Genomic DNA, 22,902 nt, shown 5'->3' on the forward strand with positions numbered 1-22,902 from the left:
GGCGGTCCCGTGTGCGGCGTTGGCGACCAGCATAGGAAGCGTGCGGCGCCACGGTCAATGCGCCCGGTCCCGCAGCCAGCCGGCGAACTCCCCGGCCGGCATCGGCCGGGCGAACAGGAAGCCCTGGCCTTCGTGACAGCCCGCGGCGGCCAGGAAGCCGGCCTGCTGTTCGGTTTCGATGCCTTCGGCGACCACCCGCAGGTCCAGGGTCCGGGCCATGGCGACGATTGCCGCGACCAGCCGCTGGCCCGGGGCATCGGCGGCCAGGCCGACCAGAAAGTCGGGGGCGATCTTGATCGCGTCTATGGGCAGGTGTTTGAGGTGCGAGAACGAGGAATAGCCGGTGCCGAAGTCGTCCAGGGTGACCGTCGCGCCCAGGGCCCGGACCTGCCCCAGGCTGCGCGCGACGGTCTGCACCCGTGTCACCACGGCGCTTTCGGTGATCTCCAGGTCGAATTCGACGCCTCGGGCGGCGGCGAGCAGGTCGGCGACGCGCTCCACGAAATCCTCGTGGCCAAGCTGGGCGGCCGACACGTTCAGCGCCAGGCGGCCGACCGCCAGGCCCTCTCGCGCCCATTCGCCGGCCAGCCCGGCCACGCGTGCGAAGGCGAATTCGCCGATCGCCTGGATGATGCCGGCCTCCTCTGCGACCGGCACGAAGCGACCGGGCGGCACGTCGCCCAGCGTCGGGCTGAGCCAGCGGGCCAGCACCTCGGCACCTGCGTAGCTGCGGTCGGCGAGCCGCAGCTTGGGCTGGAAGGCCAGCGACAGCTGGTCTTGCTCGAGGGCGTCGTGCAGCGCCAGCAGCAGCTCCTGCTGCTCGCGAGGCCGACGCTCCATCGCACGGACATAGCGTTGGCAGTCGCCGTCCATGGCCTCCCGGGCGTGGCTGGCGGCGATGTCCGCCCGGTTGAGCAGCTGGGTCGGCTCGCGGCCGTCGTCCGGAAACAGCGCGACCCCCACCCTGCCGGTGACCCGCACGCTGGGGCCGTCGCCCAGACGCAGCGGCGCCAGGAGCAGCTCGCGCAACCTGCCGGCGGTGGCATCGGCGGCGTCCGCATCGACCACCGGCAGGGCGACGGCGAAGCTGGCGCCGCCCAGGTGGGCGACCGCCACCGCGTCCGGCACCCCGGTGCGCAGCCGGATGCCCACCGCACGCAGCACCGCATCGCCGAAGCCGTGCCCGAAGGCGGCGTTGACCTGCCTGAAGCGGTCCAGGTCCAGGCACATCACCGCCAGCGACCGATCGCCCCCGGCGTGACGCCCCAGTGCCGCAAGAAACCCCGCCCGATCGCTGAGCGGCAGGCTGCCGGGAACGCGGACCCGGGCGCGGGTCGAACTCACGCGCTCGCCCGACCGTCGCCGGCCCGGCCTGGCGGCCGTGCCGCGGGCACCGGTTTGATGTCGTTCATCCTGATCCCCTGGTCGCCGCTGCCCGGCCCGTGTGCACAGAGGGCATGAGATCCGCCGGCAGCGGCTGGCAGCGAGTGTGCGCCCGCCGTGCCGGTTCCGCCAGCGCCCGGGGCTGTGACACACTCCGGAATCGGGGCACGGACGCCGCCCCGGTGTGTGCGACCCACGATGACCGACGTTCCCTACCCGATCGACTACCCGGCCCTGGCCCGCGCCGTGGCATCGCTTTCGCTGTCGCCGGCCGACCTGCACGGCAGCCTGTGCGGCTTCCTGTGCGCCGGCGGCCAGCCCCATCCCGGGCACTGGCTGGATCAGCTCTGCCTGGATTCGGCAGCGCTTGAGGCCAGCAGCCGTCCGACCCTGGAGGCGCTGCGCGCGGCGACCCAGACCCTGCTCGACGACCCCGACCTGCGCTTTTCGCCCCTGCTGCCGGGCGACGAGACTGCCATGGCGGCCCGTGTCGAAGCCCTGGCCGGGTGGTGCGCGGGCTTCATCGGCGGCTACGGCCTGGCCGGCTCCGACCAGCAGCAGGCTTCCGGCGAAGCGCGCGACGCACTGCGCGACCTCGAGCGCATCGCCCATTTCGGCTACGAGGAGGGCGAGGCCGAGGAGGACGAGAACGCCTTCGCGGAGATCGTCGAGTACGTGCGCATGGCGGTCATGCTGCTGCGCCAGGAGTCGGGGCCAGCGGCGGCGCCGATCGATGCGACCCGGCACTGAACACCGATGAGGCAGGCATGGCCATGCGGCAGGCACTGCTCCCGTCACACGCTGCGAGCCCGCATCCGCCGGCCGGCACGGCCCTGAGCACCCCGGCAGCCATGCGCGAGCACGCCCGGCGGCGCCGGCAGCTGATGCGCCTGATCGGGCCGGAGGCCATCGTCGTGGTACCGGCGGCACCGGAACGTGTGCGCAGCCACGACACCTTCCACCCCTACCGGCAGGACAGCGACCTGCTGTACCTGACCGGTTTCCCGGAACCGGAAGCGGTGCTGGTGCTGGTGCCCGGGCGTGACGCCGGCGAGTGCATCCTGTTCTGCCGGGAGCGCGATCCGGACCGCGAGCGCTGGGACGGTCCGCGCGCCGGCCTGGAGGGCGCGGTCGAGCGCTTCGGCATGGACGATGCCTATCCGATCGGCGACATCGACGACATCCTGCCCGGCCTCATCGAGGGCCGGGCCCGGATCCACTACCACCTGGGGCGCGACCCCGAGTTCGACCAGCGCCTGCTGGGCTGGGTCAACCGGGTGCGCGCGCAGTCCCGGCGCGGCGCCGTGCCGCCCAACGAGATGGCCACCCTGGGCACCTTGCTGCACGAGCTTCGCCTGCTGAAGTCGCCGGCCGAGCTGAAGCTGATGCGCGAGGCCGCGCGCATCACCGTGGCCGCCCACCTGCGCTGCTGGTCGGCGGTCAGGCCCGGCCGGCGCGAGTACCAGGTCGAGGCCGAGCTGCAGGCCGCCTTCCGCGGCAACGACGCGGTCGCCGCCTACCTGCCGATCGTCGGCGCCGGCGCCAATGCCTGCGTCCTGCACCATCCAGCCGGCGACGCCGAGCTGCGCCGCGGCGACCTGGTCCTGGTCGACGCCGGCGCCGAGTACCGCGGCTACGCCGCCGACGTGACCCGCATGGTGCCGGTCGACGGCCGGTTCAGCCGCGCCCAGCGCTGCCTCTACGACCTGGTGCTGGCGGCGCAGCGCGCGGCGATCGAGGAGGCGCGTCCCGGGCGGCCGTTCGACGCCATGCACCAGGCCGCGGTGCGGGTGCTGACCGAGGGCCTGGTCGGACTCGGGCTGATCGAGGGCCCGCTGGACGCCGCGCTGCGCGAGCGGCGCCACCTGCCGTACTACCCGCACAAGACCGGCCACTGGCTGGGCCTGGACGTCCACGACGTCGGCGACTACCGCATCGACGGCCACTGGCGCGAGCTGGAGCCGGGCATGGTGTGCACGGTCGAGCCCGGCCTGTACATCGCCGCCGACGCCCCGGTCGACGCGAAGTGGCGCGGTATCGGCATCCGCATCGAGGACGACGTGCATGTCACCGCCGATGGCCCCGAGGTGCTGAGTGCCGCCCTGCCGGTGGAAGCCGCCGAGATCGAGGCGCGCCTGGCCGGCTGAGGGCGCGCATGCACCCTCGTCGGGACCGGAAGCGCCGGCTCAGCCGCCGCCGATCGCCGCGAACTTGCCGGCGCGGTCCAGGCGGTAGAAGCGGCGCAGCCGGCGGCGCACCTCGGGCTGCTGCAGGCGGTCGCCGTGCCGGCGCAGCAGATCCAGGCAATAGCGGGCGGCCAGGCGGTGCGCGGTGCGGTAGCGGCCTCGCTCCTCGGCGTCCAGATCCGGACTGAAGCCGACGCGATCGAACAGGGCGCGGACGACCATCCCGCCGCGTCCCGGCCCGGCCAGGTCGGTGGCCAGCAGGAACACGTCGATCTCGGCCTGCAGCTCCAGTTCCAGCGCGCTGACCCGGCGGTCGTTGTGGCCATTCCAGCTCAGGCAGACGAAGTGGCTGACGCCCTCGGCCAGCAGGGCCAGCTCGGCCAGGTTCTCGGCGCCCAGGCGTTCGCGCGGGTCATGCCGGCGCAGGGTCTGCAGGACATCGTCGTGAAGGTACAAGGCCAGCTCGACCGCGTCCTCCGCCTGATGCACCAGCAATTGCTCGCGCGGCTGGCGCGCGCCATCCGGAAGCAGCGACCTGGCCATGGCCGGGTCGCTGGTCAGCACGGACTCGACGTCGAGGGGCAGCGCAAGCTCGTAACAGTGCGCGAGGCGGGCCTGGACGTCGGCCGGGGTCATGGAACGGGCGGCTCCGGCAACGCGGCGGCAAGCGGCACGACCACGATCGCTCAGTCCCCTGCCTCCGCGAAGGCATCGCGGCTGAGGTTTTCCGGCGCGTCCCCGGCGGCGCGGACGTCGTCCTCGATGCGCACGCCGCCGTAGCGCGACAGGTGCCCGACCAGGGTCCAGTCGACCCGGGCCGCGTGCGGGCCGGCGCGCAGGCCGTCCAGCAGCATCGGGATGAAGTAGATGCCCGGCTCGATGGTGACCACCATGTCCGGCAGCAGCGGGCGGGTCAGGCGCAGGAAGGGATGTCCCTCGGGACGCTCGATGCGGCCGCCGGCCGGTCCCGCCATGAAGCCGCCCACGTCGTGCACCTGCAGGCCGATCAGGTGGCCGATGCCGTGCGGGAAGAACACCGCGCTGACGCCGCTGGCCACCTGCTCGGCGGCGGCCATCCGCACGATGCCGAGGTCCTCGAGGACGGTCGCGAGTCGCTGGTGCGCATCCAGGTGCAGGTCCCGATAGTCGACGCCGGGACGCACCCGCGCGCACAGGGCCTGCTGCACGGCGTCGACGGCCGCGACCAGGGCCGCGAAGGCGGCATCGCCGGCGTGCCAGGTCCGGGTGATGTCGCTGGCGTAGCCTGCGACCTCGGCGCCGGCGTCCAGCAGGAAGCTGCGATGGGCATCCGGCAGGTCGTGGCGCTGGTGCTGGTAGTGCAGCACGGCCGCGTGCTCGTTCAGCGCGACGATGCTGCCGTAGGGCAGGTCCGGCTCGGCATGGCCGGTGGCCTCCAGGTAGGCGGCATGGATCTGGCGTTCGGAACGGCCGTCATGGAACGCCTGCCGGGCGGCCAGATGGCCGCGCACGGCGCGCCGGTTGGCCATGCGCATGGCCTCGAGCTCGTAGCCGCTCTTGCAGGCGCGGTCCCAGTGCAGGCGCTCGACCAGCGCCTGGGGATTGTCCGGGACGTGATCGCCGAGCGCCCAGTCCGCATCGCCGACGATCGTGCAGCGCCCGGGCGGCGGCAGGTGGCGGGTGGCTTCGGCGGCGTCGCGCACCACGACCACGTCGAAGTGTTCCAGCCAGTAGCCGTGCGGCGGCGCCGGCGGCAGGTGCCAGTAGTCGTCGGGCTGGCAGTAGACCAGGGTCGGCCGGCGTCCCGGGCTGTGCACCAGCCAGGAATCGGGCAGGTCGGCCAGCGGCAACCAGTGCAGGAAATTGGGGTTGGCCCGGAACGGCAGGGGGCGGTCGTCCTGGAAGGCGTACCTCACCCTGCCTGAAGGCAGGACGAGGTGGTCCTTGCCGGCCGCCGCCAGGGCGGCGTCGGCGCTGGCCATGACGCGAGCCAGATGGGCGGGATAGAGGCTGGCGAGCGGCGTGTGGCTGGCGACGTGGTCCATGCCCCGGATTCTGCCGGAAACCCTCGCCCGATCAAGCCTTGCCGGACCAGGCCGGACGCGCGGTTGCGCAATGTCGCCGCGGACCATGCACCGTGGCGCGGGCGCCTGTTCGCCTGCGCCACGAGTGCCTGCCCGGCCTCAGCCGCCGGGCCGCCAGCGCACGGTGGCGAACACGCTGCGCCCCGGCGTGTTGAAGCCGCGCACCAGTTCGTAGTCGACACCGCCGAGATTGTCGCCGCGCAGTTCCAGCTGCCAGTCCGGATGCATCTGCCAGGCGGCCCGCAGGTTGAACAGGACATGGCCGGGCAGGTCGATGGCCTCGGGGAAGCCGGCGTCCTTGCGACCGCCAAGGGCCACCAGCTCGCCGCCGATGCGCCAGCGGTCGCCGAGGGCGCGGTCGGCGGACAGCGCGGCCTTCTGCCGGGCACGGCGCAGCAGGGGCTGTCCGGTCTCGCGATTCTCCGGGTCCTGCACGGTGGCGGTGGCCTCCACCTGCCAACGCTCGCCGCGCCAGCCGTACTCGGCCTCGACGCCCTCGATGCGGGCACGCGCGATGTTCTCGGCCCGGGACACGCCGCCGCCGGTGAAGCTGATCAAGTCCCGCAGATCGGTGCGGAACGCGCGCAGGCGCAGCTCACCGGCGACGCCAAGCGCGATATCGGCGCCCAGTTCGAGGCTGCGCGAGCGTTCCGGCTCGAGCTCGGGGTTGCCGGCGAAGAAACCGCCGAAGCCGGGCGAATACAGTTCGTTGAGGTTGGGCGCCCGGAAGCCCTCGCCGAAGCTGGCGGACAGGCGCAGGCCATCGGCGACCCGCCAACCCAGGCCACCGGAGAACGTGGTCTCGCCCCCGAAGTCGCTGTTGTCGTCATGACGGCCGACCGCCTCCGCTTCCAGGGCCCCGGCCCGGCCCCGCCAGCCCAGGTAGGCCGCGCGGTTGCGGCGGTCGCCGGCGTAGGGTTCCCCGAAACCGCTGAATGCCGCCCCCTCCTCGTCCAGCCAGTTCAGGCCGAACAGCAGGTGCTGACCGGGGCTCAGCTGCCAGGCGTTCTGCCAGTCCAGCGAGCGCCGCCGGGTGCGGAAATCCGAGCCGTTGATCGGTGTCACCAGGTCGTTGCGGCCCTCGGCGGCGACCAGCTGGTGGGACCAGCGCTCCGCCAGCGGCCCGGCCAGGGACACCGACAGGGTCTGCGTTCGCGCTTCCGACTCGGCCGGTCCGAAGGTGGCTTCGTTGGCGCCGGCATCGAACTGCGCATCGGTGTCGGCGCGGAACACCCGCGCCTCCAGCGCCTGTCGACCGAGATCGACGCCCAGCGCGACGCTGGCCGACCGCTGATGCTGGCCGTCGTCGTCGGGGAAGTAGCCGAAGCCGTTCTCGTTCTGCGCGGAGAAACCGTCGCTGCGCTCGTCGGCGACCGCAGCGGAGACCCGCACCGCGCCGCTGCTTCCCAGCGCAGCTTCCAGGCGCCGGGTGTTCCAGCTCCCGTAGGACAGCGCCGCGCTGCCGCCCTGCGGCCGGCGCGTGAACACCTGGATCACGCCGCCGATCGCGTCCGAACCCCAGAACGCCGCCCGCGGCCCGCGCACGATCTCGATGCGCTCGACCTGGACCAGGGGCAGGTTCGAGAAGTCCAGCGCACCCGTGTTGAACGAGGACACCCGGACGCCATCGACCAGGACCAGGACATGGTTGGAGTTGGTGCCGCGCAGGAACAGCGAGGTCGCGCCGCCCGGACCGCCGGTCCGGGCCAGGTCGATGCCGGCCTGCAGGCGCAGCAGGTCGAGCAGGTCGCGCGCCTGACTGCGCTCGATCGCCTCGCGGTCGACGACGGTGACAGGCACCAGGGCGGCATCGACGGTCTCGCTGCTGCGCGAGGCGGTGACGGTGGTCGGCGCCAGGGTCGGCGCCTGAGCAAGCACGACGGCAGGCAGCAGGCTGCCGGCCAAGGCCAGGTAAAGGGTTTTCATCGGTGGGGCTCCGTAGTCTTTGTTCGCACACCCGCGAACGCGCGGAGGTCCCGACGGCGAGGACGGCCCGGCCCCGATGCGACGAGGCGGCACGCACTGGCCGCGTCGCCCGCCGCAACGCTCAGTCCGCCCGCCGAAGGAACGGCGGGCACTCGACGAGGCCGGTCTCCGGGCTGGCGATCGTGGCGGTGCGAGGCACCGACAGCGCCGGCCGCCTTCCCGGGACGAGAGGTCCCAGTGGCTGATGGCCGGCTTCGAATCGCTCACCGTTGCGGGGGCAGCGCCGGACTTGCACCGGCTTCCCGTTTCACCCGCCAGCGGCGGGCACCTCGAAGCGGCGCCATTCTAGCACCGCGCTGGCGAGCGTCCTGCGTTGGCGGTGCAGTCGGTGTCCCGCGGCCCGTGCGGTGCGGTGCGGCGACGCAGCGCCCGGGACGATGCGCGCTGCAGGGGCCGCCGCCGCCGGGCAACACGCAACCCGGCTAGACTTGCGCGGGTCGAGGAGGAGACGACGACGAATGACCGTGGCCCCGCTGCCCCGCCCTGAAGACGTCCGGCTGGCGATCATCGGCCTGGGCTATGTCGGCCTGCCGCTGGCGGTGGCGTTCGGACGGCGGCTGCCGACCCTGGGCTTCGACATCAACACGGACCGCGTCGAGGCACTGCGCCGCTTCCAGGACGACACCCTGGAAGTCACCGCCGAGGAATTGCGCGACGCCAGCCAACTGACGGTGTCGGCCGATCCGGACGACCTGGTCGGCCGCGACGTCTTCATCGTCACCGTGCCGACGCCGATCGACGACGCCCGGCGCCCCGACCTGCGGCCGCTGGAGTCGGCCAGCCGTACGGTGGGCCGCGCGATCCGGCGCGGCGGCACCGTGGTCTTCGAATCCACCGTGTATCCGGGCGCCACCGAAGAAGTCTGCGTACCGATCATCGAGCGGGAATCGGGTCTGCGCCTCAACGTCGACTTCTACGCCGGCTACAGCCCGGAGCGGATCAATCCCGGCGACCGCGAGCACCGCCTGGAGAACATCACCAAGGTCACCGCGGGTTCCACCCCCGAGGCCGCGGATTTCGTCGACGCGCTGTACCGGGTGGTGGTGCAGGCCGGCACCCACAAGGCCTCCAGCATCCGGGTCGCCGAGGCGGCCAAGGTCATCGAGAACACCCAGCGCGACCTCAACATCGCCCTGGTCAACGAACTGGCGCTGATCTTCCATCGCCTGGGCATCGATACCAGCGAAGTGCTGGCCGCAGCCGGCACCAAGTGGAACTTCCTGCCCTTCAAGCCCGGCCTGGTCGGCGGCCACTGCATCGGCGTCGACCCCTACTACCTGACCCACAAGGCGCAGCAGATCGGCTACCACCCCGAGGTGATCCTGTCCGGGCGCCGCATCAACGACGGCATGGGCGCGCACGTCGCCGAGCGGGTGGTCAAGCTGATGACCCGGCGCCGCATCCACGCCTCGCAGGCGAACATCCTGGTGCTGGGGCTCGCCTTCAAGGAGAACTGCCCGGATCTGCGAAACACCCGCGTGGTCGACGTGATCGCCGAACTGCGCAGCTACCACGCCAACGTCGATGTCCACGACCCGTGGGTGAGCGCCGCGGAGGCGCAGCACGAGTACGGACTGTCCCTGGTCGACACGCTGCGCCCCGGCCATTACGACGCGATCATCCTTGCGGTCGGCCATCGCCAGTTCCTGGCCATGGGCGCGCCGGCGATCCGTGCGCTGGGCAAGCCGGACTGTGTGCTGTTCGACGTCAAGCAGGTGCTGCCGCGGGAGGCGGTCGATGATCGGCTGTAAAACAGCAAGCAGGGGGAGCGCGGCCTCGTCGCGCCCCGGTGGCCCCGGATTCCCGCCGACCTGCCGCCGGGCCCTGGGGGCGCGGCCATGAGGGTGCTGGTGACCGGGGCGGCCGGATTCATCGGCGCGCGGCTGTCCGAGCGGCTGCTCGAGCGCGGCGACGAGGTGCTGGGCTACGACAACGTCAACGACTACTACGACCCGACCCTGAAGGAAGCGCGGCTGGCACGGCTGCTGCCGCAGGCGGGCTTTTCGCTGGTGCGCGCGTCCCTCGAGGACCGTGCGGCCCTGCAGGCGGCGTTCGACCGCTTCCAGCCGCAACGCGTGGTCAATCTTGCCGCCCAGGCCGGGGTGCGCTACTCGCTGACCAATCCGCACGCCTACGTCGACAGCAATCTGGTGGGCTTCATCAACATCCTCGAGGCCTGCCGGCACGGCGGCGTCGAGCACCTGGTCTACGCCTCGTCCAGCTCGGTCTACGGCGCAAACCGCAAGCTGCCGTTCTCGGTGCGCGATCCGGTCGACCATCCGGTCAGTCTGTACGCCGCGACCAAGAAGGCCAACGAGCTGATGGCGCACACCTACAGCCACCTGTACGGCCTGCCGACCACCGGCCTGCGCTTCTTCACCGTGTACGGGCCCTGGGGCCGGCCGGACATGGCCCTGTTCCTGTTCACCCGGGCGATCCTGGCCGGCGAGCCCATCGATGTGTTCAACCACGGGCGCCACACCCGGGACTTCACCTACATCGACGACATCGTCGAGGGCGTGCTGCGCACCCTCGATCACGTCCCCGCCGCGGACCCGACGTTCGATCCGCTGGCGCCCAATCCGGGCAGCTCGGCGGCGCCTTATCGGGTCTACAACATCGGCAATGACCGGCCGGTGCAGCTTTCCACGTACATCGGACTGATCGAGGACTGCCTGGGCCGGCGCGCCGAGCAGCGCATGCTGCCGCTGCAGCCCGGCGACGTCCCCGACACCCATGCCGACGTGGCCGAACTGGCCGCCGATACCGGCTATGCTCCGAGCACGCCGGTGGAGGACGGGGTGCGGCGTTTCGTGGCCTGGTACCGGGACTATTACGGGTGCTGAGTGCCCCGTCGGATGGCCAGGAAAGTGTGATAGCGTTCACATTCTGAGCGGTCCTGAGGAGGGTTCCCATGAGCATGCTGGCAAGGGTTGCGTCGCTGATCGGCCTGGTTCTGACGCTGGCCGCCTGCGCCGCCGGACCGCGTCCGGGCGAGATGCCGGTCGCCGACCCCTCGATCCAGGCGGTCGAGGTCTACCGGATCGGCGTCGACGACATCCTCCGTGTCTCGGTCTGGCAGAACCCCGACCTCAATGTCGAGGTGCCGGTGCGCCCCGACGGCAACATCTCGGTGCCCCTGGCGGGCGACGTGCCCGCCGGCGGCCGCACGCCGCAGGAAGTGGCCGAGAGCATCCGCGAGCGCCTGTCCTCCTACCTGCGCGACCCCAACGTCACGGTGATCCTCACCGAGCTGCGCAGCCACGAGTACCTGGCCCGGGTGCGGGTGACCGGCGCCGTGCGCTCGCCGGTGTCGGTGCCCTACCGGCAGGGCATGACCGTCCTGGATGCCGTGCTCGAGGCCGGCGGACCCAACGAATTCGCGGCGGCCGACCGCACCCTGCTGCATCGCAGGGCCGATGGCGGCAGCCGCGCCTACCCGGTGCACCTGGACCGCATCCTCAAGCGCGGCGAGCTGGCCACCAACCATGCGGTGCAGCCGGGCGACGTGATCACCGTTCCCGAGCGCACCTTCTGACCCGGATCGACGCACGCTGATGTTCGGCAAGGACCCCACCGTCACCTCCGGCGACGCCGTTCCGGTCAGCGAACTGGCGCCGCTGCTGGTGCGCGAGGCACGTCGCCACAACCTGTTGCTGGCGCTCGTGTTCGCCGTGATCGCGTTGTTCGCCCTGCTGTTCGGGCTGTTCGTGCTGGAGCGCAGCTACGAGTCGTCGGCGACCATCCTCGCCCAGCAGAGCGACATCATCCAGCCGCTGCTGGAAGGCCGCGCGGTGCCGACCGGCGTCACCGACCATGCCGGCATCGCCCGCCAGGTGATCTTCGGCCGCCGGGTGATGTCCGAGATCCTGGAGATCGGCGGCTGGCTGGCGGCGGCGCCGTCGCCGATCGAACAGGACCGTCTGATGGAGTCGATCCGGGGCCGGACCCAGGTCTCCGCGCCGCGACCCAACCTGATCCTGATCAGCTATCGCGACAACGATCCGACCCGCGCGTTCCGGGTCACCGATGCCTTCGCGCGCCTGTTCATCGAGGAAAGCCGCGAGGCCAAGCTGCGCGAAAGCCGGGACGCCTACGAGTTCATCGACAGCCAGGTGCGCGACTACCACGGCAAGCTGACCGAGGCCGAGCAGTCCCTGTTGCAATACCGCTCGCGCAACGTCGACGCCCATCCGGGCAGCGAGGCGGACGTCAACGCCCGCATCAACGCGCTGCGCACCCAGGTCGAGCAGGCGCGCATGGCGCTGCTCGAGCAGCAGTCGCGCGCGCAGTCGCTGGAGGCCCAGCTCGCCGGCGAATCCGAGGTCACTGCGGTGGCCACCCGGGAGTCGCTGTACCGGGGCCAGCTGCTGGAGCTGCAGGCGCAGCTCGACCGTCTGCTGCTGACCTACACCGATCAATACCCCGACGTGGTCCGTACCCGCCACCAGATTTCCGACATCCAGCGCCAGCTCGAGCAGGAGCAGGGCCGTCGCGAGCGCGGCGAGCGCGGCGACTCGCTGTTCGACAACGCCCAGTTCAATCCGCTCTACCAGGAGCTGCGCACGCGACTGGCCGAGGTCCGCCGCGAGCTGGCCGCTTCGCAGTCCCGGCTGTCGATCGCCGAGTCCCTGCTGTCCGCCGAGCTCGACCGCGCCCGCCGGATCGCCGCATCCGAGGGCGTTCTGGCCGAGCTCACCCGCGACTACGAGGTCAACCGCGACATCTACCAGGACCTGCTGCGCCGGCGCGAGAACGCCCGCGTATCCATGGTCCTGGACCAGGAACAGCGCGGCCTGACCTTCCGCATCCAGGACCCCGCGGTGATCCCGCTCCGCCCAACCGGCCTGCGCCTGATGCACGTCGCGGGGGCCGGGCTGGCGGCGGCCTTCGCGGTGCCGCTGGGACTGCTGTTCGTCGCGGCACGCTTCGACCCGCGGGTGCGCACCGCCGGCCAGCTCGAGCGCCTGGGCGTACCGGTCCTGGCCACGGTGCCGCCCTACCTGACCCGGCGCGACCGGGTCCGGGCGCACATGCGCTGGGCGTTGGTGGCATTCATGGTGGTGCTGGTGTTCGGCGCCTACCTGCTGACCTACTGGCTGCGACAGGGGCAGGGCTGATGGCCGGCAACGACGGCACGGGAGCAAACATGGCCGACCACGGTTCGCCGGCGCGGCCGATCGCCCGCTACAGCGAGAGCTACGAGCTGACGCCCCGCAAGCTTGAGGAGCGTCGCCTGATCCACCGCAGCGACCCGGTCCGGCACCATGCCGATGCCTTTCGCGAGATCCGCACCCGCCTGCTGGAACTGGGCGGCGCGCGCAACTTCATCACCATGGTCGCGCCGATCGGCCACGGCTGCGGCGGCAGTTTCGTCGCCCGGAACCTGGCCGCCGCGTTCGCCCTGGACGAATCCAAGACGGCCCTGCTGATCGACTGCGATCTGCACCACCCCAGCCAGCACGTCGCCCTGGACGTGAAGCCCGAGCATGGCGGACTGGTCGATTACCTCGATCGCGCCGATGCCGACCTGGAAGACGTGCTGTACCCGGTGGGCGTACCACGCCTGCGCCTGCTGCCGGCCGGCGGCCAGCGCGAGGCAGGCGGCGAGTACTTCTCGTCGTTCCGGATGCGGGCGATGCTGGATTCCCTGCGCAGCCGCTACACCGACCGCTACATCATCCTGGACGGACCGGCTGCGGTCAGTTCGCCCGACGCCCGCATCCTCGCCGAACTGGCCGACTTCGTGGTGCTGGTGGCCGGCTACGGGCGGGTGCTTCCTCAGGCGGTCGAGAAGGCGGTCGCCCGGTTCGACCCCGAGAAGCTGGCCGGCGTCGTGTTCAACCAGCGCGTCTGACGTCACCGCAGGCAGCGCGTCACCGCAACCGTGGGAAGGCCGATGAGCATAGCCCGCAACATCGCAGGACCCGCCCGCCGCCAGGCCGCCCTCGCCCTGGGCATAGCCACGGCGCTGGCCGCGGCGCCGGCGCAGGCCTGGCGTCTGGACTATTTCCTGGAGCTGGCGCTCGAGCACAACGACAACGTCCTGCTCTCCGAGACCGACCCGATCAGCGACACCATCGCGACGCCGGCGCTGGGCTTCGACCTGCGCAACGACGGCAGCACGGTGCAGGCGCGGCTCGCCGGCGTCGTCGAACACCGCAACTACTTCGAAAACGCCTACGGCAGCGAACTGCTCGCCGAGTTCGACGGCATGCTCAACTGGGTGGCGATCCCGGGCCGGCTGCATTTCGTGGTGCAGGACCGCCTGACCGTGCAACCGGTCAGCCTGGCCGCGCCGGACGCGCCCGACAACCGCCAGCAGATCAACATCTTCGCTGCGGGCCCCACCCTGTTCTTCCGGATCGGCCCCACGGTCAACGGCCAGGCAGAGCTGCGCTACATCGACACCTGGGCCCAGGACAGCGCCGGCTTCGACAGCCAGCGCCTGAGTCTGGCACTGCGCGGCGCCAAGCAACTCGGCCCCGGCAGCACCCTGTCGGCCAACCTGCAGGCGCAACGCGTCGATATCGAAGGCGCCGGGCTGGCGTCGGACTACGACCGCTACGACGCCTTCCTGCGCTGGCGCCGCAATCTGCGCAGCTTCGACCTGGAACTCGACGCCGGGTACTCCTGGCTCGATTTCGACGATGGCGGAAGCCGCAGCAGCCCCCTGCTGCGCGCCATGGCCGCCTGGCGGACCAGCGAGCGCACCTCGCTGTCGGCGACCGCGATGCGGCGGTTCTCCGACACCGCCGAATCCCTGATCGAACCGGTCAGCCTGGACGGCACCATTCCGGCGCCTACCCTGCCGCCCGGCGCGATCAGCGGCGACGCCGCGATCAACGCCCTGCCCTTTCGGGAAACCAGCTTCGAGCTGACCTGGGCCTACGCGGGCGTGCGTGCCACCTTCGCCGGCGGACCGTTCCATCGGCGCCTCGACTACGTCGCCGACGACGGGCCCGACCAGACCGGCCGCGGCGCACAATTGGGCTTCGGCTGGCGACTCAGCAGCAACCACCGGCTGGAGGTCGACGCACGGGTCGAGCGCCTGCGCTTCCTGGCCACCGGCATCGAGAACGACACCCGCTACCTGGCGGCCTTCCTGCACCGCTCCTACACGCCGCACTGGAGCTCGCGGATGGGCTACACCCGGTACGAGCGCGACAGCAGCGAAACCGGCCTGAGCGCGAACCAGAACATCTGGTACGTGGCCGTGACCTATACCCGCTGATGGCGCAGGGCCTGCTCGTCACGGGCGGCGCCGGCTACATCGGCAGCCACGTGGTGCGCCAGCTGACCGCGCGCGGCGAGCGCGTCGTGGTGCTCGACAACCTCAGCACCGGTTTCGCTCAGGCGGTGGTCGGCGCGGAGCTGGTGGTCGGCGACATGGCCGACCGGGCCCTGGTCGACGCGCTGCTGCACCGGCACCGCTTCGAGGCGGTGCTGCACTTCGCCGCCCACACCGTGGTGCCGGAATCGGTGGCCGATCCCCTCAAGTACTACGGCAACAACACCTGCGGCACGCGCAGCCTGCTCGCCGCCTGCCAGGCCGCGGGCATCCGCCGCTTCGTGTTCTCCTCGACTGCCGCGGTGTACGGCATGCCGGCCTCCGGGGTCGCGGACGAGGACACCCCGACCGCGCCGATCAACCCCTACGGCATGTCCAAGCTGATGAGCGAGCACATGCTGCGCGACCTGGCCGCGACCGGGGCGATGCGCTACGCGATCCTGCGCTACTTCAACGTCGCCGGCTGCGATCCGGACGGGCGCATCGGCCAGTCCACGCCCGACGCCACCTTGCTGGTCAAGGTCGCCTGCGAGCACGCGGTCGGCCGACGAACCCAGCTTGCGGTGTTCGGAACCGACTACGACACGCCCGACGGCACCTGTATCCGCGACTACATCCACGTCGACGACCTGGCTGATGCCCATCTGCGTGCCCTGGACCACCTGCGCGCCGAGGGCGATCCGCTGCTGCTCAACTGCGGCTACGGACATGGCTACAGCGTCCGCGAGGTGATCGACGCGGTGGCCCGGGCCAGCGGCGCCGCTCTGAACGTGGTCGAACGACCGCGGCGTGCCGGCGACCCGCCCAGCCTGGTGGCGCGCAGCGACCGCCTGCGCGAGCTGCTGGGCTGGCGCCCGCGCCATGACGACCTGGACTTCATCGTCGCCAGTGCGCTGGCCTGGGAGCGTCGGTTGGCCGACGGCGGCGGGTATCGCCGGGCGCCGGCCTGAGCCGGATGCGCACCCCGGCGTATCCGGGCATCGCGCCGCAAGGTCCCGACCCGTCTCCCAGGCCCTGCCGCGTCGCGGCGACCGCGGCAGACGGGCCGTCCGGCGTGCCGACCTCAGTCCTCGCGCCGGGCCAGGAACAGCGGGTAGGGCGCGGGCGCGACCAGGCCTGCCAGTTCGCCGACCCGCTCGACCAGTCCATTGGCCAGATCGACCAGGTTCTTGCGCGCCTCGAATGGCGGGTCGTAGAAGGCGCGCCGGCGCAGGATCGTGAACCCGTGGCGGCGCAGCAGGGCGGCGGCATCGCCGGCGTCGTGGTGGCGGATGCCGGGACTGGGATGGCGGTCCAGCGCGCGACGTCCGGTGAGACGCCGCCACAGGCGCGTCAGCAGCGGCGAGGTCTTGGTCGCCAGCACCAGGTGGCCGCCGGGGCGAAGCACGCGGCGGACCTCGGCCAGGTAGGCCTCGTCATCCGGAACGAACGGCAGCACCACCACGGACAGCACCAGGTCGAAGGCGGCGTCCGGGAAGTCCAGGCCATCCGGGCGGCAGCGTTCGAACGGCAGCGGCGCGTATTCGCGACGGGCGAAATCGACCCGCCGCTGCTCGACGTCGACGCCGACGATGTCGGGGTGGCTGCGCGCCACCGCCCAGGCGATGTCGCCCCAGCCGAAACCGTAATCGAGCACCCGCCCGGGCGGCACGCGGGCGACCATGTCCAGCACGGCCCGATGGCGTCGTCGCTGATGCGCATCCTGCGGCGCATCGCGATGGAAATGCGCCGGTACGCCGGCGGTCACCACCGAACCGCTAGAATCCTCCACGCTGCCACTCCGTCCAGGCCCATCCCGATGCGTCAAGTGTACCGCCCGACCGGATCTGCCGCGGTGCGGCTGGCGGCCGTCCTGCTGCTGCCGGCGTTGCAGGTCCTGGCCACTCCGGCAGCTCGGGCGGAGGCGATCCGCTTCGAGGATGTCACCGCGGCGGCGGTCGACCGGCTGGCCGATTCCGATTACCGCTTCGACGCGGTGTGGACCGACTTCAACGGCGACGGCTGCCCGGACCCCTTCGTGTTCGGACACGCGGACCCGGCGACCAGCCGGCTGTGGCTGAACCTGTGCGACGGCAGCGGCCGCTTCCAGCTGGTCGGCAACGACGCGGTCCGGCACTACATCAATCCGCCCGTGCTGCCGCTCGGCGCCGGCTGGATGACCGTGCTCGACGTCGACGGCGACGGCCGCGAGGATTTCTGGCTGCGCCACGCCAACATGCTGGCCGGCTGGTACCGAAACGGCAGTGAGGCCGGCGCCTTCGTGCCGCGCTTCGCCGACAAGCACGATGCCTGCGACGATGCCTGCGTGTTCGCCGACATCGATGGCGATGGCCGGATGGACCGCATCCACCCCGACCGCCGGGTCGTCGACATCGCCAGCGGGCGGCAGCTTCACGGTCCAGCACGCACGCGCGGCGAGGCGATCGTCTTCGACGTCGACGGCGACGGCTGGCCCGACATCGTGCAGCCAGCCGCCGGTGGCTGGTGGCGCAACCATGCGGGCCGGCTGAGCTGGGTCGAGGCGGGGCTGGGCGGCGACCGGCCGCTGCTGGCCGCCGACCTCGACCGCGACGGCCGCCTCGACCTGCTCACGATCACCGACGGTACCGATGCCGGCAACGGCAGGCTGCATCTGCTCCGCAACGACGGCGACGGCCGTTTCTCCGACGTCACCGCTGACAGCGGGCTGGCCGACCTGCCCGTGCAGCGTTGGCACGCCGAGTACGGCAACGCCGTGGCCGGCGACCTCGACAACGACGGCTGGCCGGACCTGGTGCTGACCAGCCTGGAGCGCCGTCAGCCGGTGCTCGTGTTCCGCAACGAGGGCGGCCTGCGCTTCCGCCGGGTCGAGATCGATCTCGGCGCCACCGGCCGCGGCAGCGAGGGCCATGCCGCGCGCGCCGACCTGTCCGACTACGACTTCGACGGTCGCCTCGACCTGGTCAAGACGCAGGCGGACAGCAATCTCGGCCTGTGGCGCAACACCAGCGCCGGCACTGGCCGATGGCTGCAGGTCCGTCTGCGCGGCCCGCAGGGCAACAGCGACGCGGTCGGTGCCCACGTCCGCTGGTTCAGCGCCGGCAGCGACCGCCTGCTGGCCCATGCCGCGGTGCAGGTCGGTCCGGGGCACCCGTCCCGGGTGCTGCACGCGGGCCTCGGTCAGGAAGATCGCGTCGACCTGGAGGTGCGCTGGCCGCATGGCGGACCGGCGTGGCGCCATGCCGGACTGGCCGCGGATCAGGCCGTGGTCGCCTTCCCGGACGGTTGCCTGATCGATGGCTGGCGTCCCGGCGAGGGCTGGCCGATGGCCGCGCCCGGCGACTGTCCGCGCCGCGGCGAGCCGCTGGAGCCGGGCAAGGCGGTCGCCGCTCCGCCAGTGCGTCCGGCAGTCAGAGCAGCCGCCGGCACACTCGCCGGCCTGCTGGCCTCGGTGCGCAGCGCCACCACGGCGGCCGTCGCCGATCGCGGCGGCCGCATCGAGTTGCGGCGACATGGCGCGGTCGGGGCGTCGGTCCTGGCCACCTTCGGCATCCCGCTGCCACCGGGCGCCCTCACCGATGCGCGCGACCTGCGCATCCTCGACGAGCAGGGCGAGGAACTGCCGGCGCTGGTGACGCCCACGCTGCGCTGGCACTTCCGGGACGACAGCCTGCGCGCGGTCAGGGTCCAGCTGCGCGTGGACCTTCCCGGAAGCACCCGCACGCTGCGTTTCGCCCTCGGCCAGCGGCGGACCGCACCCGACCCCGCGCCGGCGCCCTACGCCGACGGCCTGGTCGATGGCGGCAAGGGCGTGCGGGTACCCGGAGTCCTCGCCGTGCTGGAGCCGGCCTGGCTGAGCGGTTCCGGCATCGCCGGCCCGCAGTCGCCGGCCGGCCGCGACAGCCGTGCCTACGACGCCTACTTCGCGCGCCAGTTCCAGTGGGCCGCGCCGCTGCCCGCCGAGGACCCCATCGCCTTCCTCTTCGATCGCGCCAGCACGCTGTTCAAGCAGTACCTGCGCACCGGCGACCCCGACCACCTGGCCGCGGCGATCGAGAGCCACCGCTTCTACATGGGCAAGCTGGTGCGCGGCCGCGATCCGGAAAGCCCGCAGTGCACCGGCGGCTGGAAGTTCGGCAGGGTCAACCCCTGCGACGTGAAGTTCGTCTATATCGAACCGATCCTGCTGCATCTGGCCCTGACCGGCGACGACACCCTGCACGACGACGCCCTGATCGAGGCGATGGCCTCGCTCTGGGATCGCGGCGGCTGGAGCGGCATCCGCGGCCCCTACCTGCGGGTCGACCAGGACTTCACCGAGCGCCAGGCAGGCCTGGGCCTTCTCGCCCTGGTCAAGGCCTGGGAACTGACCGGCAATGAGCGCTACCGGCGCAGCATCGACCAGCGCATCGGCTGGCTGCAGGCGCACCAGCAGGCCAACCCCGACGGCCTCGGCGACGACGGCTGCTGGCGGCACAGCTGGCAACGGCACGAGGGCAGCAATTACGACCCGGCCACCGACGTCCGCGGCTGCTCACCCTGGATGAGCGAGAACATCATCGACGGCCTCTGGCAGGCCTGGCTGGCGACCGGCGACGAGCGCATTCCCGGCATGCTCACCCGCTTCGGCGGATGGCTGGAGGCGCACGGCTGGATCGGCGAGGAGGCCTTCCGGAAGGCTGGCCACTCCTGGCGGGATCCCTGCAGCGGACCGCGTGGCCAGATCGCCTGGTACTTCGGATCGTCGCAGGCAAGCCTCGAGCAGCTCATCGCCATCCAGGATTCCGAGGGCTGGTACAGCGATGCCCACACCGTGCAGCTCGCGCTGCCGGTGGCGTTGGCGCGCTTCTTCGAGTCCGACCCGGACCGGGCCCGCGCGCTGGAACGCCGCCTGGACCTGGTGGCGCACTCCTGGTCGACGGCCTGCGCCGCCTCCGCGGCCACGCCACGGCGCTTCAACTGGAACAACCGCGGCAGCGGCGTGGTGCAGTGGCTGCGGCGCAACCTGCCGTCGCCAGGATCCGCACCGGAGCACCCCGCAGCGCTGGACACGCCGCGATGAAGGTGTTGCACGTCACCTTGTCCTTCGCCAACGGTGGCCGCCGCGAGGCGATCGCCGCCCTGGCGGCGGGTCTGGCCAGGCACGGCGTGAGCAGCAGCCTGTGCTGCCTGGACGCCCTGGACTCGACACCCGGGGAGCGTGCCGCCTTCACCGACGCCTTCGCGCTGGGCCGTCGCAAGCTGTTCGACCTGGGCGCGCTGCGTCGCCTGGCGCGCTATTGCGCCAGCCAGGGCATCGACGTGCTGCACGCCCATGATGCGGCGAGCGAGGCGACCTGCGCGCTCGCCATGCCATTCACCGGCACGCCGCTGCTGATGAGCTTCCATCGGACGCGAAACTTCGAGTCGGCGCGCCTGCGCGACCGCATCCGCAACGCCGTCGTCGGTCTGCGTGTCGGCGCCGTGGTCACCGCCTCACGGGAACGCCGGGACCACTTCATCGGCAGCAACTGGGTGAGCCCGGCCAAGGTGGAGTGCATTCCGCTGGGAATCGATCTGGAACGCTTCGCGCCGGATCCAGATCGACGCGCCGCGCTCCGCGCCGAGCTGGACCTGCCTGACGACGCGCTGCTGGTCGGCTGCGTGGGCCACTTCGGGCCGGAGAAGGGTGTCGATCTCGCCATCGACGCCTTCCAGCGCGTCCTGTCCGAACATCCCGACCAGCCCTTGCACCTGGTGGTGCTGGGTCGCGGCGAGCCGGAGCATGAGCGCCTGGTTCGCGCCCGGGTCCAGCCGCAGGCGGCGCAGCGCATCCATTTCTCCGGTTTCCGCACCGATCCGGAGCGCTGGTTCCAGGGCTTCGACGTGCTCCTGCATGGTGCCCGCAACGAAGCCTTTGGCCTGGTCCTGGCCGAAGCCCAGGCCTGCGGGGTGCCGGTGGTCGCGGCAGCCGTAGGCGGCATTCCGGACGTTGTGGTCGACGGCGCGACCGGATGGCTGGCCGGAACAGCCGACGCCGAGCATCTCGCCGCCAGCCTGGCGCGGCTGCTGGCCGATCCGCCGGCACGCCTGGCGATGGCGGCGGCAGCCAGCCGGCATGCCGCGTCCGCCTTCAGCCGGGATCGCTACGCCCGGAACTTCCTGGCCCTGTACCAGCGCCTCCTGGACGGCAGGCGCTGACGGGCGGCGGCCCCTCCCCGCATCCCGATGGCTGTCGCACCTCAGCCATCCCTTGCAACCATCGCCTACCTGCCAAGCGTGTGCCGCCCTGCGAACGCACCGCAGTTCTGCCGTCCCCTGCCCTGCGGGGGACCTGATTGGCGTCGAGTCTCAGCCTCTGCCAGGCGGCGTTTCGCAAATGCGACGGCACCGCACTTCTCTCCTCCCCCGCCTGCGGGGGAGGAGCGGGGGAGAGGGCTGCCCCGGCCAGCACGCCCCGCTGGAGAGGCGTCGTGAAGCGCATGGCGCCGACCTGCGTGGCGTGACCGTCAGGGCCGACGCCTCGGCCGCAGGAACTCAGATGAGCGCCTCGATCACATCCGGGTGGCCCAGGAACTGCCTGGGACTGGCGGTCCGGCCGTAGGCGCCCGACTGGAACACCACGACGAGGTCGCCCGGTCCAGCATCCGGCAGCTCCACGCGGTCGCCAAGCAGGTCGAGCGGCGTGCACAAGGGCCCGACCACCGACACCGTGCCGCTGCCGGGACGATGGCCGTTGATCGCGACCGGATAGTTGCGGCGGATCACCTGGCCGAAATTTCCGGAGGCCGCCAGGTGCTGGTGCATGCCGCCGTCGGTGACCAGGAACGGATGACCCCGCGAGACCTTGCGGTCGATCACCCGACAAACGTACAGGCCGGCCTCGCCGACCAGATAGCGACCGAGTTCGAGGACGATGCGCGCCCCCGCTCCGAAGTCGGACGCGCAGCGACCGGCCAGGTCGGCCAGCGCCTGCTTCACCGGCGCAAGGTCGAGGCTGCGGTCGCGGTCGCTGTAGGGAATGCCGAAGCCGCCACCGAGGTTCAGGGTGCGCACCGGCGCCGGCAGCAGGTCGAGCCAGCCGCGCAGCAGGTCGTAGCTGCGCTGCTGGGCCTCGACGATGGCTTCGGCGCTCAGGTTCTGGGAGCCCGCGTAGCAATGGAAGCCTTCGAAGGCGAGACCGGCAGCGCGGATCCGCGCGAGCAGCTCGGGCACCTGCTCGGCGTCGACGCCGAACTGCTTGGCGCCGCCACTCATCTTCATGCCGGACGCCTTCAGCTCGAACGGCAGATTGACGCGCACCGCCACCCGCGCCGGCGTGCCGGTGCGCTCGCTGGCGGCGACCAGGAGGTCGACTTCGCGGAACGACTCGAGGTTCACAAGGATGCCGGCCGCCTGTGCCTGCACGAGTTCGGCTTCCGACTTGCCGGGCCCGGCGAAACTGACATGATCGGCAGCCATGCCGGCATCCAGAGCGACCCGCATCTCGCCCGCGGAGGCGACATCCAGGCCGTCGACCCGCCGCGCGAGGTGGGCGACCAGGGCCGGCATGGGGTTGGCCTTCACCGCGTAGTGGAGATGGATGCGTTCGTCCAGGCCGCTCCGCAGCGCCGCCACCCGCGCATCGAGACGGCCGCGGTCATACAGGTAGCAGGGCGTGCCCCCGACCTCGGCCACGACGCGCGAGAGGGGGCGTCCCCCGACCAGCCACTCGCCGGCGCCGTTGCGCGGCCAGTCCCGCAACACCATCCCTGCCTCGACCATCGTTGCGCCTGCCTCCGTTCGTCGTGCGGAGGGCGTGACCGGCCCCTCCGTGATGTGTCCCGGCCGGTCCGCGCCGGCGCCGGTCCCGGGACCCCCGCGCCGACCGGGCGCTGCTGCGCGCTCCGCGCTCATGGAGGCTGCCGGGGCCGAACCCGTTTCCTGTCCACCCTCGGATTCTCCGGTGCCGCCGGTGGCGCCCCGTCCCCGGATGGCCGGCGACCATGGACCCGGTGCCGGGGGCTCCCGAAGTGTCCTTGCGGGTCTGCAGCCG

Annotated in this window: 17 protein-coding genes and 1 riboswitch; of the genes, 11 read left to right on the plus strand and 6 right to left on the minus strand. The window is 71.8% G+C overall.

Features of this window, described 5'->3' with window-relative positions; all coding sequences use genetic code 11:
• Positions 1–54: 54 nt before the first annotated feature.
• Positions 55–1,344: a bifunctional diguanylate cyclase/phosphodiesterase gene (locus KF823_09455; GenBank protein MBX3726130.1), complete on the minus strand. Its 1,290-nt coding sequence runs from the start codon at positions 1,342–1,344 to the stop codon at positions 55–57.
• Between the two features lie 237 nt (positions 1,345–1,581).
• Between KF823_09455 and KF823_09460 the strand changes: the two genes are divergently transcribed.
• Positions 1,582–2,133 (plus strand): UPF0149 family protein, encoded by a 552-nt coding sequence (locus KF823_09460; GenBank protein MBX3726131.1) that lies wholly within the window; start codon positions 1,582–1,584, stop codon positions 2,131–2,133.
• 101 nt (positions 2,134–2,234) lie between these two features.
• The gene (locus KF823_09465) at positions 2,235–3,530 is read left to right on the plus strand and encodes an aminopeptidase P N-terminal domain-containing protein (protein ID MBX3726132.1); all 1,296 of its coding nucleotides are present in this window, start codon (positions 2,235–2,237) and stop codon (positions 3,528–3,530) included.
• Between the two features lie 39 nt (positions 3,531–3,569).
• Here the strand turns inward: KF823_09465 and KF823_09470 are convergent, their stop codons facing one another.
• The 3 genes from KF823_09470 to KF823_09480 all read right to left on the minus strand — a co-directional run bounded on the left by KF823_09470 (position 3,570) and on the right by KF823_09480 (position 7,558).
• On the minus strand, positions 3,570–4,205 hold the full coding sequence (locus KF823_09470) for a hypothetical protein (GenBank protein ID MBX3726133.1): 636 nt from the start codon (positions 4,203–4,205) through the stop codon (positions 3,570–3,572).
• Positions 4,206–4,255: 50 nt separating this feature from the next.
• The gene (gene pepQ / locus KF823_09475) at positions 4,256–5,593 is read right to left on the minus strand and encodes a Xaa-Pro dipeptidase (GenBank protein ID MBX3726134.1); all 1,338 of its coding nucleotides are present in this window, start codon (positions 5,591–5,593) and stop codon (positions 4,256–4,258) included.
• A 138-nt stretch (positions 5,594–5,731) separates the two neighbouring features.
• Positions 5,732–7,558 (minus strand): TonB-dependent receptor, encoded by a 1,827-nt coding sequence (locus KF823_09480; protein MBX3726135.1) that lies wholly within the window; start codon positions 7,556–7,558, stop codon positions 5,732–5,734.
• Between the two features lie 141 nt (positions 7,559–7,699).
• Positions 7,700–7,905: riboswitch (cobalamin riboswitch) on the minus strand.
• A gap of 186 nt (positions 7,906–8,091) precedes the next feature.
• On the opposite strand from KF823_09480, the gene KF823_09485 reads away from it, so the two are divergent.
• The 7 genes from KF823_09485 (at position 8,092) to galE (ending at position 15,859) form a co-directional block, all read left to right on the plus strand.
• Complete coding sequence (locus KF823_09485; protein ID MBX3726136.1) at positions 8,092–9,369, plus strand: nucleotide sugar dehydrogenase; 1,278 nt, start codon at positions 8,092–8,094, stop codon at positions 9,367–9,369.
• An 87-nt stretch (positions 9,370–9,456) separates the two neighbouring features.
• Complete coding sequence (locus tag KF823_09490; protein ID MBX3726137.1) at positions 9,457–10,464, plus strand: NAD-dependent epimerase; 1,008 nt, start codon at positions 9,457–9,459, stop codon at positions 10,462–10,464.
• A gap of 74 nt (positions 10,465–10,538) precedes the next feature.
• Positions 10,539–11,156: a polysaccharide biosynthesis/export family protein gene (locus tag KF823_09495; protein ID MBX3726138.1), complete on the plus strand. Its 618-nt coding sequence runs from the start codon at positions 10,539–10,541 to the stop codon at positions 11,154–11,156.
• 19 nt (positions 11,157–11,175) lie between these two features.
• A complete protein-coding gene (locus tag KF823_09500) occupies positions 11,176–12,738 on the plus strand; it encodes a hypothetical protein (GenBank protein MBX3726139.1) in 1,563 nt (520 codons plus the stop codon).
• Positions 12,738–13,475 (plus strand): polysaccharide biosynthesis protein, encoded by a 738-nt coding sequence (locus KF823_09505; protein ID MBX3726140.1) that lies wholly within the window; start codon positions 12,738–12,740, stop codon positions 13,473–13,475. The genes KF823_09500 and KF823_09505 overlap by 1 nt, the downstream gene beginning before the upstream one ends.
• 42 nt (positions 13,476–13,517) lie before the next feature.
• Positions 13,518–14,852, plus strand: coding sequence for a hypothetical protein (locus tag KF823_09510; protein MBX3726141.1), 1,335 nt, complete (start codon positions 13,518–13,520; stop codon positions 14,850–14,852).
• A complete protein-coding gene (galE, locus tag KF823_09515; GenBank protein MBX3726142.1) occupies positions 14,852–15,859 on the plus strand; it encodes a UDP-glucose 4-epimerase GalE in 1,008 nt (335 codons plus the stop codon). The genes KF823_09510 and galE overlap by 1 nt, the downstream gene beginning before the upstream one ends.
• Positions 15,860–15,972: 113 nt before the next feature.
• On the opposite strand, the gene KF823_09520 is transcribed toward galE, so the two are convergent.
• Positions 15,973–16,680, minus strand: a complete 708-nt coding sequence (locus KF823_09520) for a methyltransferase domain-containing protein (protein ID MBX3726143.1) — start codon at positions 16,678–16,680, stop codon at positions 15,973–15,975.
• 27 nt (positions 16,681–16,707) lie between these two features.
• Here KF823_09520 and KF823_09525 point away from each other — a divergent pair, with 27 nt between their 5' ends.
• Together KF823_09525 and KF823_09530 are read left to right on the plus strand one after the other, a co-directional pair.
• The gene (locus KF823_09525) at positions 16,708–19,950 is read left to right on the plus strand and encodes a CRTAC1 family protein (protein MBX3726144.1); all 3,243 of its coding nucleotides are present in this window, start codon (positions 16,708–16,710) and stop codon (positions 19,948–19,950) included.
• Positions 19,947–21,068: a glycosyltransferase family 4 protein gene (locus KF823_09530; protein ID MBX3726145.1), complete on the plus strand. Its 1,122-nt coding sequence runs from the start codon at positions 19,947–19,949 to the stop codon at positions 21,066–21,068. Before KF823_09525 ends, KF823_09530 begins: the two co-directional genes overlap by 4 nt.
• A gap of 336 nt (positions 21,069–21,404) precedes the next feature.
• Here the strand turns inward: KF823_09530 and KF823_09535 are convergent, their stop codons facing one another.
• Positions 21,405–22,631 (minus strand): pyridoxal-dependent decarboxylase, exosortase A system-associated, encoded by a 1,227-nt coding sequence (locus KF823_09535; protein ID MBX3726146.1) that lies wholly within the window; start codon positions 22,629–22,631, stop codon positions 21,405–21,407.
• Positions 22,632–22,902: the final 271 nt, after the last annotated feature.

This window comes from Lysobacterales bacterium, assembly GCA_019634735.1.
Taxonomy (GTDB): Bacteria; Pseudomonadota; Gammaproteobacteria; order Xanthomonadales; family UBA2363; genus Pseudofulvimonas.